This window comes from Streptomyces sp. NPDC057486 (assembly GCF_042802415.1).
GTDB lineage: Bacteria > Actinomycetota > Actinomycetes > Streptomycetales > Streptomycetaceae > Streptomyces > Streptomyces yanii.
Genome location: NZ_JBHVEE010000061.1, coordinates 23,718 through 37,896, shown reverse-complemented (window position 1 = coordinate 37,896; position 14,179 = coordinate 23,718). Strand labels below are relative to the sequence as shown.

The following is a 14,179-nucleotide window of genomic DNA, read 5'->3' as shown; positions in this document are numbered from 1 at the left end:
CACGCCGGCGGGCCGAACGAGTCCTTGTAAGCGTTGATGGCGCATTTCGCTGAGGCGTGCGGGGTGACCGTGGAGCCAGCAGCTGCGAGGTGACGGTGGGGTGTCATGTCTCCCGGTGCCCGCTCAAAACAGTTCTAGGTCCTCGCCGCTGGTGTCCGCGATGACTGGCCGGATCTGGGCAGGGAGGCCGTCCAGGCGGTCAGGGCCGGCCGCGGCGGCCACGGCAGGGGCCGTCTCGGCCAACCAGGCACGAAACCGCTCAGCGGCATCGCGGTAGGTGACTCGCGCCAGGACACGGTGCTCGCCGGAGGGGCACAAGTCGACGGCGACAGTGAGCAGGCAGGAACGGGGTGCGTTCTGACTGCCCGTCCAGGACACGCGCAGGACACCGCAGGGCTTGCGCCCGCGGGGGGCGCGGTGGGTCGGGCGCAGCGATCGGCAGGCTATGTGGGCGGTCCATGCGGCGAGGTGCGGCAGGGGCAGGGTGGTGCGTGCGCGGCAGCCGGGGCAGCGGTGCCAGTGGCGGAGCCAGTCGTCGGTGTCGGTGTGGAAGAGGCGTGTGTAGCGGTTCGCCACGCGGATGTCGTTGCTGTACAGGTGGTCGGGGCGTTCCTGCGTGTTGCAGGACTGGCAGACGGGGGCGCGGACGTAGCCGTGTTCGTGGCAGTGGTCGAGGACGGTGGCGGGCGCAGTGCGGCAGACGGCGCACGCCCACCCGGCCACCCTGCGGGAGGTACCGGGCTTCCTGCTGAGCACCGAGTACAGCTGGCCTTCCAGCTCTTTGTTGTACGGGCGCAGTGAGGCGGTGGGGCCCTTGGGGCTCGTCTTCTGCCGATCGCTGGCGTCTCGGGCCTGCCGAGGGTGGTCGGGCGGCTCGGTGACGGCTGCGCTTGCCTGGTGGGTCCGCGCGGCTTGCACCCACTGCGTTTCGGCGTGCTCGGCCGCGTCCAGCAGCCTGACCACTGCGCGCGGCAGCCACCACGTGCGCTGCGTCCCGTCGCGGATCTGCTCCACGAGTATCTGTCGCCAGTCGATCCCCGCCAGATGGTATGGCCGGCCGACTTCACGTCGTGCTGCTCGCTCGGGGCCGCCCAGCTGCTGCAGTTCCCCCGTGATGCGCTGGCGCCAACGCAGCGGCGTTTCCTCGTAGCACTCCTGCCTCGGCGCCCCACGAAACGGACCGACGCGGACCAGGTCCTGCCGATCCATCCCAACCGCGTTCAGTTCCGCGGCCGCTCGGCGCACCTCAACCTCCGGAACACTCCACTGACCGTTGCCCGCCCTCACCGTCGCCACCACATGGCCGCCGAGCAGGACGTACCTCACCTGGGCACGGGCAGGAGAGCAGGTGAATGCCCCAGAAGCCGTCGGCACAGCACTGCCGGCCGTCAAATCGACCCACAGAGCGTCCGCGGCAACCAGGGTGATCAGGCCGTCCGTGCGACCGGGCATGACACGCTCTGACATACCGACAGGCTAACGGCCTGCAACGCGGCAACGGGCCTCCAAGCGCCTCGGTCAGCCAGGCCGCCGCCCACGCCGCATCCCCTGCCCCGCAACTCCTTATTCCTGAGCATCTGGTTCGTCAGCACCTCCCGTGCCCGTAGCCTCACCACCAGAACGTCAAGAACTGGGCAAGTCGCCCTCGCACATCAGCAGTCCCCGAGCCCAGACGAATTGAGCAACAGAGTCGCTGGGGCCCATGCTCGTGGATTTTTGGGGCCGTGTGCACCTCGGGCAGGGAGGCTACGAGCTGGGATCGAACATCAGCGAACATGCTCAGGATGTTGGCTGGTGCCGCCATGGCGTCACTTGACCCTGTGCTGGTCGGCTGCCCCAGCCTGAATCTGCTGCAGGCCCTGGGCGCGCGAGGTGATCCGCTTCGTTGATGAAGACGCCCCGGCCGACCACCCGGACTGGAGCCGGGCGGCGGCCAACCGGACTTCGACCGCGCCGCCCTGGTGAGGGTCGACTGGCCGTTCTCCTTCACCCGTCGGCCTTGAGTCAGTTGTCGTCGGGCTCGTCCACCAGCCGATCCCGTCACGCGGCCGTACCGGTGCGGGCATTGCCCGACGGCCTGGTCAGTGCCTCGCGCAGTGCGTCGATCCCCGGATAGGGGTTCGCGCGTCGGCCAACATCGGCCGAGTAGATCCAGCGGGTGATCTGGCACCGCCCCATCATGTCCGGGGCCTCACCGACGAACGCCAGCACACCGCGATCGCTTCGCGAGGTCATTTCAGCGTCAAGATATCGCCTGTAACGCCCACACCGCACATAATGCGCACCATCAAAACGGCAGGTCAGGAGCCCTTTGAGGCGGACTCATGGATCGCCACGCACTCCACATGGTGCGTCATCGGAAGGATGTGCGACTGGAGCAGGAACGGCAAACATGCAGGTCAGTAGCATTTCCGTGGGCCGTTGCCCGTCCGTTAAGAGGTCGGGAGCGTCAAACGAGCGTCATGGCGTCTGACAGGCGCTACTGCCGCGTCGCAATGGCGACTCCCCCCTGCGCTTACTGTTTACCGGGCCGTTCGACCTGGTGAGCAAGCGGCAGCCCTCCGCCGGCGGGTGGGTGGCCAGCCCTCGGCTCGCCGTCGGAGATGCCGGCGAGGTCGCCGACGTGGACCACCGCGACTCCTCGGCCGCCTGGCCTGCCGAGGCCTACAGCTATCGGTCGACCGCCGACGGCGGCTCATCTCGCGCTCCACGTAGCCACAGTTTCACCCGTCCACGGACACGGCGCGGGCGAGCAGACCTCCTCGATGGTCCGCCGCGTCCCTGAGCATCGGCTGGCAGTCGGGCGGCTCCGGAGGAGAGCGGCGTCCTCATGGTCATGCCGGAGCAGCGCCAGGATCCCCATGGGGAGGACTCTGGTGTTGCCGCTGGGGAATTACGTGTCGCTCCACAAGGACCTCTTGGCCCCTCGCGAGCGCGCTGTCCCTGAGGGCTGGCAGGGTGAGATCGATCGACTCGATCTCACCCTCGGTCCTGCCCTCCAGCCGGCGCCGCTTTCACCACGTAGGTTGCTCCGGAGCCGCGTGCGCTGGTTCGAATCCTGCCGGGCGTATCCCGAGCAAGGCTCCGACCAGCAGATATGCCGGTCGGGGGGTGGCCTTTGCTACAGCGCGGGCTGTTGCTGGGTGACGCAGTGGATGCCGCCGCCTCCCGTGCCGAGGCGGTCGATGTTCAGCTGCTCGATGACGCGGTCGGGGTAGAGGCGGGCCAGCGTGGCCCTCGCCGCAGCATCCGCGCGGGAGTCGCCGAAATGCGCGCAGATGACGGCATCGTTGCAGAGGTAGAAATTCGCGTACGAGGCGAGGAAGTCGGGGTGGGCGGACCGGATCCTTTCGTAGTCCGGGCCCTGGAGCCGCATGACGTCCATCGGCCGGCCGGCGGCGGTCGTCGACCCGGTGAGGATGCGGTACTGCTGGCGGGCGTCCTTGGCGTATGCGTCGTTGTCCGTCGCGAGGGGCATCTGGACGAGGGCCTCACCCGGGGCGAGGAAGCGCGATGTGGCGTCGACGTGGTCGTCGGTGATGTCCTGCCCGTACACGCCGTCGAACCAGATGACCTTGGACGCGCCGTACGCGTCATACATCGCGGCCTCCAGCGCGCGCTCCGACGTATCGGGGTTGCGGTTGCGGTTGAGCAGGCTGCTGCGGGTCGCCATCAGGGTTCCCGCACCGTCCTGTTCGACGGCGCCTCCCTCGCCCACGAAGTCGGCGTAGGTGAACGGCACACCCACGTACGAGGCGACCCGTTCGGCGACGCGCGCGTCGCTGGTGTGGGTCTGCTTGTTGCCCCAGCCGTTGAAGTTGAGGCCCACCGCGTCGAGGCCGCCTGCTCCGTCGGTGCGGAACACCGGGCCGGTGTCCCGCATCCAGCAGTCGTCGACGGGGATGGAGCTGATGACCGTGACCGACGCGCCGCACATGGACCGCGCTTTGGCCGCGCTCGCGGAGTTGGCGCACACGATGACCGGCTCGTACCGGGCGATGGTGCGGGCGATGAGCGCGATGTCGGCCTGGATGCCGCCGAGTGTTCCGCCGTTCCAGATCGCGGTGCTGTCGGGCCAGGCCATCCAGGTGCGGGTGTGGCGGACGTCCTCGACGGGGACGCGGTAGGTGCTGGCGGCGGGCCGCCGGCTCGGCGTGGCGCCGGCGCTTCCCTGGGCGACGGCCAGGGAAGCGCCCGCGGCAGTCAGTCCGGCGGCCGTCAGGAATCTGCGCCTGTTCGGCCCGGGCACCGAGGGCGTGCGGGGTGTGCTGTCATTCACGTGATGCCTCCTGTTGTCTGCCCGTGGAAGGATGCAGGCCGTACGGAGAGGGTTCGGTGACGTGGCGTCACATTGCCCGTCGGGCGGCGGCGATCTGTTCCGGGTCCCAGCCGGGGTGCGGCACGGAGTCCAGGAGCAGTCGTGTGTAGGGGTGTCGGGGCGCGGCGAGCACGTCGGCTGTGGCGCCTGTCTCGATGACGCGGCCGTGGCGCATGACGATGACGTCGTCAGTGACGCAACGGACCACGCCGAGGTCGTGTGTGATGAAGAGGTAGCCGATGCCGGTCTGTTCACGGATGTCGGTGAGCAGGTTGAGGATTTGTGCCTGGACGGACACGTCGAGGGCGGCGACCGCCTCGTCCAGAACCAGCACGGCCGGCTCCACAGCGAGGGCTCGCGCGATCGCCACGCGCTGGCGCTGGCCGCCGGAGAGCTGTCCGGGCCTCGCGTCGGCGGCCCGCGTGGCGAGGCCCACCTGGTCGAGGAGTTCGCGCACACGAAGTGTGTGGTTCCGGTCGGGGAAGTGCAGGCGCAGGGTCTCGCGCAGGACCGATTCGACGGATGTTCTCGGGTCGAGGGAGAGGTAGGGGTCCTGGAAGACCATCTGCACTTCGCGTGCGCGGGCGAGACGCCGTGCGCGCCCGCTTACGGTCGCGGGCCGGTGTGTTCCGCCCACGATGACCTCGCCGGAGTCGGCCTGTTCGAGGCCCACGATGATGCGGGCGGTGGTGGTTTTCCCGGAGCCGGATTCACCCACGATGCCGAGGGACCCTCCTCTCGACAGGACGAAGGACACGCCGTCCACAGCTCGTACGGCTCCGAAATTGCGGGTGAGATTCACGGCCTGGAGGGCATGCTCAGGCATCGGCGGCGGCGTTCCTTTCGAGACGGTCGCTGTGGTGGCAGGCAGCCCGGTGTTCGGGCCGTCCGGTGGCAGATCGCGTTTCGGGCTTCTGCTGGTCGCAGACCTCCGTGGCCAGGAGGCAGCGCGGGGCGAACGGACAGCCGGTCAGGGTCGTGCGCAGGTCGGGGGGCTGGCCGTCGATGGCGGCAAGCCGGCCGGTGGGCGCGTCGAGGCGGGGTGTGGAGGCGAGCAGCGCTGCCGTGTAGGGATGGCGGGGGTGGGCGAACAGCCCGTGTGCGGGGCCGCTCTCGACGATCCGCCCGGCGTACATGACGTAGACACGGTCGCTGATCGTGGCGGCCAGGTCGAGGTCGTGGGTGACGAACAGCAGACCTGTGCCGAATCGCTGCTGGAGCCGGCCGAGGAGGGCGACGACCTCGGCCTGGGTGGTGACGTCGAGGGCGGTGGTCGGCTCGTCGGCGAGCAGCAGGGAGGGGTCGCCCATAAGGGCAGCGGCGATCATGACGCGTTGGAGCATGCCGCCGGACACCTGGCTCGGATACTTGCCCAGGACGGAGTTGTCGACGCCTACGGCTTGGAGGAGTTCGGTCGCGCGAGCGGTCGCGTCGGCCTGGTTCATCGCTTTGGTCAGCACGACGCCTTCGGTGAGGAAGTCGCCGATGCGGCGCAGCGGATTGATGGCCGCTCGCGGGTCCTGGAAGATCATGGCGGCGGTTCCCGTGCGCAGGGCGCGCACCTGCTCGGCGTTCATGGTGAGGACGTCGTCGCCGGCGACGGCGACCGTGCCCTCGGTGAGCGCGCCCGGCGGGAGAAGGCGCAGGGCGCTGCGTGAGGTGAGGGTCTTCCCGGAGCCGGACTCGCCGACGAGGGCGACGGTTTCGCCTTCGGCGACGGTCAGGTCGACGCCGTCGAGCACGGGCCGTGCGATGCCGGGGAGGGTGATTCTCAGGCCCTCGATGTCAAGTGTGTTCATCGGTCTCTCCTGGCGACACGGTCGGCCCAGCGCTCGCCGACCACGTTGAACGCGACAACGGTCAGCACGATGAGGACGCACGGCAGGACCGCGGACAACGGATAGCCGTGCTGGATGGCCGTCTGTCCGTCGAAGACCATGCGGCCCCAGTCGGGGGTGAGCGGAGGTACGCCGAGTCCGAGGAAGGAGAGACCGGCGAGGTCCATCAGCGCGTAGCCGAAGTTGATGGTGGCTTGCGCGAGGACGACCGGGGCGATGTTGGGCAGGATGTGGCGCACGCAGATGGAGAGCGCGGGATGGCCCTGGACCTGGTAGGCGCTGACGTAGGGGCGTTCGCGTTCGGCGAGGACGAGGGAGCGGGTGAGGCGGCTGACGTAGGGGAGGTAGGCCACGGCGAGGGCGACGACCGGGGCGAGCAGGCCCTCCCCATAGACGGAGATGATGAGGATCGCCAGCAGCATGCCGGGGAACGCCATGACGAGTTCCGTGCTCCGGGACAGCACGGAGTCGAGCCAGCCGCCCCGCCAGGCCGCGGCCATGCCGACGGCGACACCGAGGAGGGTGGAGAAGACGACGACACCGAGGGGGCCCAGCAGGGAGGCGCGAGCTCCGAGAAGGAGCCGGGAGAGCGTGTCCCGACCGGCCGCGTCGACACCCAGTGGATGGTCGGTAGAGTTGCCGGCGAGGGCGTTCCCGAGGTCGACCGCGTTCGGGTCGTAGGGGGCCAGCCAGGGGGCGAGCAGCGCGGAGAGGACGACGAGTGCGACGACGCCCAGGCAGAGCGCATAGAGCGGTGAGCGGGCGGACGCGGACCGGATCTTGGAGAGACCGGGTCTGCGGGTGAGGACGGCTGTCATGCGGAGGACCTCCTCGAGCCCAGGGTGATCCGCGGGTCGACCACCGGCAGCAGCAGGTCGACGATGAGGTTCACCGCCATGAACAGGGCCACGATGATCAATGAGATGGCCTGCACGGTCGGGAAGTCCTTCGTGCTGGTGGCGAGTTCGAGGAGCTGGCCGATCCCTCCGACGCTGAACGCGGTTTCCACGAGGATCGTGCAGACGAGCAGGGTCGAGACGATCAGACCGCCAGTGGTCAGCACGGTGCCCAGGGCGTTGCGCATCACGTGACGGCGGATCACGTGCCGCTCGGGCACGCCACGGCTGCGGGCGACGGTGACGTACTCACTGCCGAGGGCTTCGAGCATGGCGGAACGGGTGACCCGGGCGAGCATGCCGATCAGGTACAGAGCGAGGGCGACAGCCGGAAGGGTGAGGTGCCAGAGCGCGTCGAGGAAGCCGTCGCCGGCACCGCTGCTGGGGAACCAACCGAGCTTGACGGCGAACAGCCCTTGCAGCAGAACGGCCGCGACGAACGACGGCGTGCCGACGGCGAACGTGGTGCCGATCAGAACGGCCGTGTCTGTGGCGCCGCCACGTACGGCTGCGATCCGGCCTAGGAACAGGCCGACGGTCACGACCACGGTCAGCGCCATGACGATCAGCAGCAGGGTGGTGGGAAGGCGGTCGGCGAGGAGGCGGGAGACGTCGGTGCGATACGTGATGGAGCGCCCGAAGTCGCCCTGCAGCACGTCGCCGAGCCAGCGCAGGTAGCGGACGGCGAAAGGGTCGTCCAAGTGGTACTGCGCGTTGATCGCCGTGACGGCTTCGGGTGAGGCCGACCGGCCCGTGAGCAGAAAGCTCGCCGGGGAGCCGGGAGCCAGGTACATCGCGCCGAACACGACGAACGAGGCTGTGAGGAGAGTGGCCGCCATCTCCGCCACCCTCCGTGCGGCGAATCTCAGGAAGTTCACCGTGCGGCCCCCACATCAGCGGCCCACGGGTAGTACATGTACGCGATGGTGGTGGGAGCGCCGGTGATCCTCTTGTTGAGGAACACAGAGGTGGGCCACTCGGCAACCGGGATCCACAGCAGCTGGTCGGCGGTGTGCTGCTGGAGCCGCGTCTCGATGTCCATCCGCCGCTCCGGGTCGTAGACGGCGGTGGCCTGGTCGACGAGTTCGTCGTAGCGCTTGTCGCTGTATCCGGCGAAGTTGAGGTAGGCACCGGTCTTGAAGTTGGCCAGCAGGTCCAGCGGGTCGGTGATCGAGTCGTAGTAGGTGAGCGGGAACATGTCGACGCCCTCGCGCGCGCCGGGGTCGGTGAACAGGGCGGTGAAGGCGTTGGGGGCGATGGACTTGAGCCGGATGTCGAGACCGATCTGCGTGCCGGCCGCCTGGACGGCGGTCGCCAGGAGGGAGACGTCCTGACCGATGGAGCTGGTCGCCACGGTCAGCTTCGCGCCGATCGCGCCGGCTTCCTTGATCAGCGCCCTGGCCTTCTCGAGGTCCGGCTCCGTCGGCGGCAGGCCGTCGAAGGCCGCCTTCTGTGTCTGCTCCGACGCCTGGGCCCAGGCGGCGTGGGTGGTGAGCGAGCTGGTGTCGCTGCCGGCTCCCCCCAGGCCGGCGTTCACGAACCCGGAGCGGTCCAGCGCCAGGGACAGCGCGCGGCGTACGCGGACATCACCGAGCGGACCTTTCATGTTGGTGATGTTGACGTTGACCGTGCTGAGGCCCTCGCCGAAGTAGAGAGTGCCTGCGCTGCTCTTGTTGAGGCGGGCGTAACTCTCGGTGGGGATCAGGTAACCGCCGTCGACCTCACCGCTGAGCAAGGCGTTGATACGGGCGGACGGATCGGTCAGGAAGCGGAAGACGGCCTTGCCGGCCTTCGCCTTGGTCCCCCAGTAGCCGTCGAATCGGTCGAGTTCGATCGACTGGCCCTTGTGCCAGGCGCCGAGCTTGAACGGGCCGGTGCAGGCAAGGCTGCCGGCGGTTCCGTAGTCCCTGCCCGCCTTCTCCACGCCTGCTTTGGAGGCTACGACGCCCGCGGCCGTTGCCATGTACTGGGGGAACTGCGAGTCGGGCTTCCTCAGCTTCACGGTGACCTGGAGTGGACCGGTCTTGGTGATGGCGGCGACGTTCTGGAAGACCTGGGCCCAGGCCGCGGCGTTGTCCGGGTCCCGCTGACGTCCGAGGCTGAAGACTACGTCGTCGGCAGTCATCGTCCGGCCGTCGTGGAAGTGCACACCTTCGCGGAGGTCGTAGACCCAGGTGGTGGGGTCGGGGTTCGACGCCTTTCGGGCGAGTCCCGGCTCAGTGGTGAGGCCCGGGGTCCAGCGCATCAGGCTCTCGCAGACGTTGGACAGGATCGTGTTCTGCGGGTAGTCGAATGCGACGGTGTAGTCGAGCGTGGGCGGCTCCGCGTACACGGCCCACGTGAACGAGTCGATCCCGTCCCTGGCCCGGGGAGTGCCGGCCGACATGACGAAGAAGCTGTCGGAGGGGTCCGCCGTGGCGTCGGGCGGACCGGAACAGGCCGCCAGCACCGCGAGAGAGGACAGTGCGGCGGTCACAGCGGCGTACCGGCCAGGCAGTGCGCGGCGTCTGCTGGTGCTGAGCGGGGGTGGAGTGGTCATCGTGGCGCTCTTTCCGTGCGGCAGGCGGCGGCAGATGGGCAGGGCGGCCGGTCTGTCGGCCGGATGGTGGACGGGTTCATGCCGTGGGGCGCGCGGCGGGGATCTGCTGGGTGATGCAGTGGACGCCGCCGCCGCCGTACGCGATCGCGGGCGCCTTTACGCCGACGACCTTGCGACCGGGGTACGCCGTGGCGATCACCTCGAGGGCGGCCTCGTCCTGCGGTACGCCGGCCACCGGGACGACGACACCGCCGTTTGCGATGTAGTAGTTCAGGTACGACACCTCGACCTCGCCGCCGGCAATGTCGGAAAACGCGGTCTGGGGGATGTCGACGATCTCCAGCGGCCGGCCCTGCGCATCGCTCGTGACTTCCAGTACGGCCCGGTTGGCCCGCATCCGGGCGTAGTCGGGGTGCGCGGGGTCGTCGGGGAGCGAGACGACGACCTTGCCGGGACCCGCGAAGGCGCAGACGCCGTCGACATGGCCGTCGGTCTCGGTGTCGAGCAGTCCGCCGTACGGGAGCCAGATCACCTTGGTGACGCCGAGCCTGGCCTTCAGCTCGGCCTCGATCCCCTCCCGCTGCATTCCGGGGTTCCGGTTCGGGTGAAGCAGGCACTGCTCGGTGGTGATCAGCGTCCCCTCACCGTCCACGGTGATCGCTCCACCTTCGAGGATCAGGTCGGAGTGGACGCGCTCGATCGCCAGGTGTTCGAGCAGCAGGCCGCTGATGCGGTCGTCGGCGTCGAAGGGGGCGTGCTTGCCTCCCCAGGCGTTGAACCGGAAGTCGACGCCCGCGCGGCGGCCGCTACCGTCGAGGACGAACAGCGGGGCACTGTCGCGGAACCACGAGTCGTCGAGCGGCAGCTCGACAACGGTGACGTCATCGCCGCACCGCTCACGGGCGTCCGCGCCCCAGCCGGGGGGCGCGACCATGGTGACGGGCTCGAACTCCGCGATGGCCCGGGCGACGTTCGCGTACTCGCCCTTCACGGTGTCGAGGACGTCGCCCCACAGGTCGGGGCGCGTGGGCCAGGCCATCAGGCAGCTCTCGTGCTCGAACCACTCGGCGGGCATACGGAATGATGCGGTCATAACCGGCTCATTTCTGTGGTGATCAACGGTTCAAAATTCGACTGAAAGTTCAGTCAGTGCTCGGGGCGTGGGTAAACCGCTCAGAGGAAGTAGAGACGATTGAGGAAGACGCCCTGGGCCGGCTCCGAACGCAAGGGCTCCCCGTCGAGGGTGACCAGGCCGTCGCGCGCGTCGACCTGGACTTCCCCCATGCGCCTGTTTGCGATCATGTCCGCCGGGCCTATGCCGCGCGTGCCGCGCACGGCCACCCGCCGACGACGCGTCGCCATCGCGTCGTGAGGCCCGCCGAACGATCCCGATTCGGCGGCGGCGCGGCTCACGAAAGCCACCGAAAGATCAGCCGGCGCGGCCCCGTGGGCGCCGAACAGTGGTCCGAGCACGAGCGGTTCGCAGGCGTCGGTGGCCGCGTTGGGGTCGCCGGTCACGCCGTAGGCGGGGAAGCCGTTCTTCAGGACCATCTGCGGCTTCGCGCCGAAGAACGGAGGACGCCAGAGCACGATGTCGGCCATCTTGCCGACCTCGATGGAGCCGATCTCGTGGGCCAGCCCGTGGGCGATGGCCGGGTTGATGGTCAGCTTGGCGATGTAGCGGAGCACGCGGCCGTTGTCGTCATGTGGACCGTCGCCCTCCATCGGGCCGAGTTCGGCCTTCATCTTGCCCGCCATGGCGAAGGTGCGCCGGATCGTCTCGCCGGCGCGGCCCATGCCTTGCGCGTCGGAGGAGGTGATGGCGATGGCGCCGAGGTCGTGCAGCACGTCTTCCGCGCCCATGGTCCCGGCCCGGATCCGGTCGCGTGCCATGGCCGCATCACCGGGCAGGTCCGTTTTCAGGGCATGAACGGAGACGATCATGCCGTAGTGCTCGTCGATCGCGTCCCGGCCGAACGGCAGGGTGGGGTTGGTGGACGAGCCGATGACGTTCGGCACGCCCGCCATCTTGAGGACGTTCGGGACGTGTCCGCCGCCGCAGCCCTCGATATGGAAGGCGTGAATGGTCCGGCCGTCCAGGACGCTGAGGGTGTCCTCGACGGTGAGGCACTCGTTGAGGCCGTCACTGTGCAGGGCGACCTGGACGTCGTGTTCGTCCGCGACCCGCAGGGCGGTGTCCAGGGCCCGGGTGTGCGCGCCCATGTCCTCGTGGACCTTGAAACCACAGGCACCACCCTCCGCCAGGGCCTCCACCAGCGGGGCGGGGTCGGAAGACGAACCACGCGCCAAGAAACCGATGTTGACCGGCCATGCGTCGAAGGCGTTGAAGGCGTGCTTCAGCGCCCAGGGCGAGTTGACGCCGACCCCCCAACTCGGACCGATCTCCTGGCCGATGATCGTCGTGACGCCGGACGCCAGGGACGCCTCCATGATCCGCGGCGAGAGCAGATGCACATGGGTGTCGACGGCGCCCGCGGTGGCGATCAGCCCTTCCCCCGAGACGATCGTCGTGCCCGTACCGACAACGACGTCCACACCGTCAAGGGTGTCCGGGTTACCGGCGCGACCGATCGCGTGGATGCGGCCCTGGCGGATGCCGATAGACACCTTGCGGATGCCCTGTACTGCGTCGATCACCAGTACGTTGCTGATCACCACGTCGCAGGTCTCGCGTACAGCGGCGGCCTTGAGGTGCAGGCCGTCGCGCGCGGTCTTGCCGAAACCGGCGAGAAACTCGTCGCCGAGCTTCTGACTGTCGGACTCGACGCGAACGACGAGCCCAGCGTCACCGAGCCGAACCCGGTCGCCGGCGCGGGGGCCGTGTACGGCGGCGTACTCGTGGGGATCCATGTGTCGGCTGCCGGGCGCGCAGTGGTCGCTGTGCCGGGAGGGCCTGCTCATCGGGTTGCTCCTGGTTGTCCGTGTGCTTCGGAGACGCCGAGGTATCCGCAGGCGGCGGCCCGGCGCAGGGCCTCCTCCTTGACACCGGGGGCGTCCAGCGGGCCGTCGACCAGGCCGGCGAAGCCGATGACCGTCCGCGCTCCACCCATCGGGACGAGGCCGACCTCGACCGCGCATCCGGCGTCGAACCGTGTCGACGAGCCGGCCGGGGCGGCCAGCCGCATGCCGTAGGCGGCGGCCCGGTCGAAGCTCAGGCGCGGATTCGCCTCGAAAAAGTGGAAGTGGGACGTCACGCTGATCGGCACCGGCGCGGTGTTGCGCACGGTGAGCACCAGGGCCGGCTCGGGGTCGGCGTCGGCCGGGCCGGGCAGCACGGCGCCGGGTGCCACCTCGCCCAGGCGGCCCCCGCCGAACGGGTCGCTGACGACTGCGAGCCGGGAGCCGTCCTCGAAGACGGCCTCGACGTGGATCTCAGTGACCACGTCCGCGACCCCGGGCAGGATGTCGTCGGGAGCCAGGACGGAACGGCCGCGCTCGAGCGCTGCGGCCAGCCGATGCCCGTCACGGGCTGCCTCGCACACCGTGTCCGCGATCAGCGCGGTCGCTTCGGGGACGTTGAGGCGCAGCCCGCGCGCATGGCGGGCACGGGCCAGTTCTGCCGCGGTGAACAGCAGCAGCCGGTCCTGCTCCGTGGGCGTCAGCGGCATGACTGCCTCTGACGGACCATATGGGCCCCTACCCGGATCACAACTGTCAGGAACATGTTCTTCCTCCGAAAATTCGTTCGAGGATCGATCCGCATGCCGGGCCCCTTCGACCGGGACCGTGTCCGCCGGGCTGCGCCCTCCGTCGGCGGCGAGGACGTCCGTCACGCCTTCAGCTGTTCGAGGCGGATAAGAAGAGGAGGGCCATAAGGCCCTCAGTGGCATCACTGTGACACTGGCTGAAAATTCAGTCAAGAGCTGCGACGCACCCAGACGAACCGAGCACAAAAGTGCGGGCCGCCACCCTCAAGGGATGAGCGAATACGCCGACGAACAGGGCGCGCCGGCACGTGCCGGAACGAAACGGGGGAGGAAGTCCGCTACCGCTGTTCGAGACCCGTCAGTTCTGCCTCGATGGCGCCCTCCATGAGGGCCCGCGCGTGGTCGACGCGGAGACCGCCGCTGAGCCAGCGCATACTCAGCCCCTCCAGCAGCGCCGTGAGCCTCTCGGCAGCGGCGGCCAGCGTCGCGGCAGGCGCCATGGGCTTCACCTGGCCCAGCAGGGCAGCCACTTCCTGCACCCAGACCAGCGTCGCTCTGGCGAGGTCCTCACGCAGAGCCGGATCGAAGACGGCGCTCGAACGCAGCTCTCCCCACGCTGTGCTGTTCTCCCGTACCTCTTCGGTGTCCTGCAGTTCCAGGAGAAGGATCTGTTCGAGTTCCTCGCGCGGGCCGAGAGGTGGCGCGTCCGGGTCGCGGACCGTCGTGTAGCGCTCCGCCCGGTTGTTGATGAACTCCAGCGTGTGGCGCAGGATCCCGGTGCGGTCCTTGAAGTGGTAGTAGATCAGCCCGGTGGACACACCCGCCTCGGCCGCGAGTTCCTCCACACGCAGGCCGCGGACACCGCGCCGGGCGATCACCCGTGCGGCCGCTTCGAGAATCCGGGTATTGCGGGACGCCAT

Annotated in this window: 12 protein-coding genes; all 12 read right to left on the bottom strand. The window is 69.0% G+C overall.

Annotated features, from left to right (window positions below; genetic code table 11):
- Positions 1 to 123: 123 nt before the first annotated feature.
- A complete protein-coding gene (locus ACFU6I_RS26265; RefSeq protein ID WP_384371130.1) occupies positions 124 to 1,467 on the bottom strand; it encodes an endonuclease domain-containing protein in 1,344 nt (447 codons plus the stop codon).
- 573 nt (positions 1,468 to 2,040) lie between these two features.
- Positions 2,041 to 2,235, bottom strand: a complete 195-nt coding sequence (locus ACFU6I_RS26260; RefSeq protein ID WP_384371128.1) for a hypothetical protein — start codon at positions 2,233 to 2,235, stop codon at positions 2,041 to 2,043.
- An 886-nt stretch (positions 2,236 to 3,121) separates the two neighbouring features.
- On the bottom strand, positions 3,122 to 4,279 hold the full coding sequence (locus ACFU6I_RS26255) for an agmatine/peptidylarginine deiminase (RefSeq protein ID WP_384371127.1): 1,158 nt from the start codon (positions 4,277 to 4,279) through the stop codon (positions 3,122 to 3,124).
- Between the two features lie 67 nt (positions 4,280 to 4,346).
- Positions 4,347 to 5,144: an ABC transporter ATP-binding protein gene (locus ACFU6I_RS26250; RefSeq protein WP_384371125.1), complete on the bottom strand. Its 798-nt coding sequence runs from the start codon at positions 5,142 to 5,144 to the stop codon at positions 4,347 to 4,349.
- Positions 5,137 to 6,117, bottom strand: coding sequence for an ABC transporter ATP-binding protein (locus ACFU6I_RS26245; protein ID WP_384371123.1), 981 nt, complete (start codon positions 6,115 to 6,117; stop codon positions 5,137 to 5,139). The genes ACFU6I_RS26250 and ACFU6I_RS26245 overlap by 8 nt, the downstream gene beginning before the upstream one ends.
- Positions 6,114 to 6,974, bottom strand: a complete 861-nt coding sequence (locus tag ACFU6I_RS26240) for an ABC transporter permease (protein WP_384371121.1) — start codon at positions 6,972 to 6,974, stop codon at positions 6,114 to 6,116. The genes ACFU6I_RS26245 and ACFU6I_RS26240 overlap by 4 nt, the downstream gene beginning before the upstream one ends.
- The gene (locus ACFU6I_RS26235) at positions 6,971 to 7,930 is read right to left on the bottom strand and encodes an ABC transporter permease (RefSeq protein WP_384371119.1); all 960 of its coding nucleotides are present in this window, start codon (positions 7,928 to 7,930) and stop codon (positions 6,971 to 6,973) included. The genes ACFU6I_RS26240 and ACFU6I_RS26235 overlap by 4 nt, the downstream gene beginning before the upstream one ends.
- The gene (locus ACFU6I_RS26230) at positions 7,927 to 9,591 is read right to left on the bottom strand and encodes an ABC transporter substrate-binding protein (protein WP_384371117.1); all 1,665 of its coding nucleotides are present in this window, start codon (positions 9,589 to 9,591) and stop codon (positions 7,927 to 7,929) included. The genes ACFU6I_RS26235 and ACFU6I_RS26230 overlap by 4 nt, the downstream gene beginning before the upstream one ends.
- Before the next feature lie 76 nt (positions 9,592 to 9,667).
- The gene (locus ACFU6I_RS26225) at positions 9,668 to 10,684 is read right to left on the bottom strand and encodes an agmatine/peptidylarginine deiminase (RefSeq protein ID WP_384371115.1); all 1,017 of its coding nucleotides are present in this window, start codon (positions 10,682 to 10,684) and stop codon (positions 9,668 to 9,670) included.
- An 80-nt stretch (positions 10,685 to 10,764) separates the two neighbouring features.
- Positions 10,765 to 12,513 (bottom strand): urease subunit alpha, encoded by a 1,749-nt coding sequence (locus ACFU6I_RS26220; protein WP_384371113.1) that lies wholly within the window; start codon positions 12,511 to 12,513, stop codon positions 10,765 to 10,767.
- Positions 12,510 to 13,220, bottom strand: a complete 711-nt coding sequence (gene ureA, locus ACFU6I_RS26215) for an urease subunit gamma (protein WP_384371111.1) — start codon at positions 13,218 to 13,220, stop codon at positions 12,510 to 12,512. The genes ACFU6I_RS26220 and ureA overlap by 4 nt, the downstream gene beginning before the upstream one ends.
- Positions 13,221 to 13,597: 377 nt before the next feature.
- Complete coding sequence (locus ACFU6I_RS26210; protein ID WP_384371109.1) at positions 13,598 to 14,179, bottom strand: TetR/AcrR family transcriptional regulator; 582 nt, start codon at positions 14,177 to 14,179, stop codon at positions 13,598 to 13,600.

Coding starts and splice junctions, on each gene's coding strand:
- ACFU6I_RS26265 (WP_384371130.1), bottom strand. CDS start 1,467: ATGTCAGAGCGTGTCATGCCCGGTCGCACGGACGGCCTGATCACCCTG.
- ACFU6I_RS26260 (WP_384371128.1), bottom strand. CDS start 2,235: ATGACCTCGCGAAGCGATCGCGGTGTGCTGGCGTTCGTCGGTGAGGCC.
- ACFU6I_RS26250 (WP_384371125.1), bottom strand. CDS start 5,144: ATGCCTGAGCATGCCCTCCAGGCCGTGAATCTCACCCGCAATTTCGGA.
- ACFU6I_RS26245 (WP_384371123.1), bottom strand. CDS start 6,117: ATGAACACACTTGACATCGAGGGCCTGAGAATCACCCTCCCCGGCATC.
- ACFU6I_RS26240 (WP_384371121.1), bottom strand. CDS start 6,974: ATGACAGCCGTCCTCACCCGCAGACCCGGTCTCTCCAAGATCCGGTCC.
- ACFU6I_RS26230 (WP_384371117.1), bottom strand. CDS start 9,591: ATGACCACTCCACCCCCGCTCAGCACCAGCAGACGCCGCGCACTGCCT.
- ACFU6I_RS26225 (WP_384371115.1), bottom strand. CDS start 10,684: ATGACCGCATCATTCCGTATGCCCGCCGAGTGGTTCGAGCACGAGAGC.
- ACFU6I_RS26220 (WP_384371113.1), bottom strand. CDS start 12,513: ATGAGCAGGCCCTCCCGGCACAGCGACCACTGCGCGCCCGGCAGCCGA.
- ureA (WP_384371111.1), bottom strand. CDS start 13,220: ATGCCGCTGACGCCCACGGAGCAGGACCGGCTGCTGCTGTTCACCGCG.
- ACFU6I_RS26210 (WP_384371109.1), bottom strand. CDS start 14,179: ATGGCGTCCCGCAATACCCGGATTCTCGAAGCGGCCGCACGGGTGATC.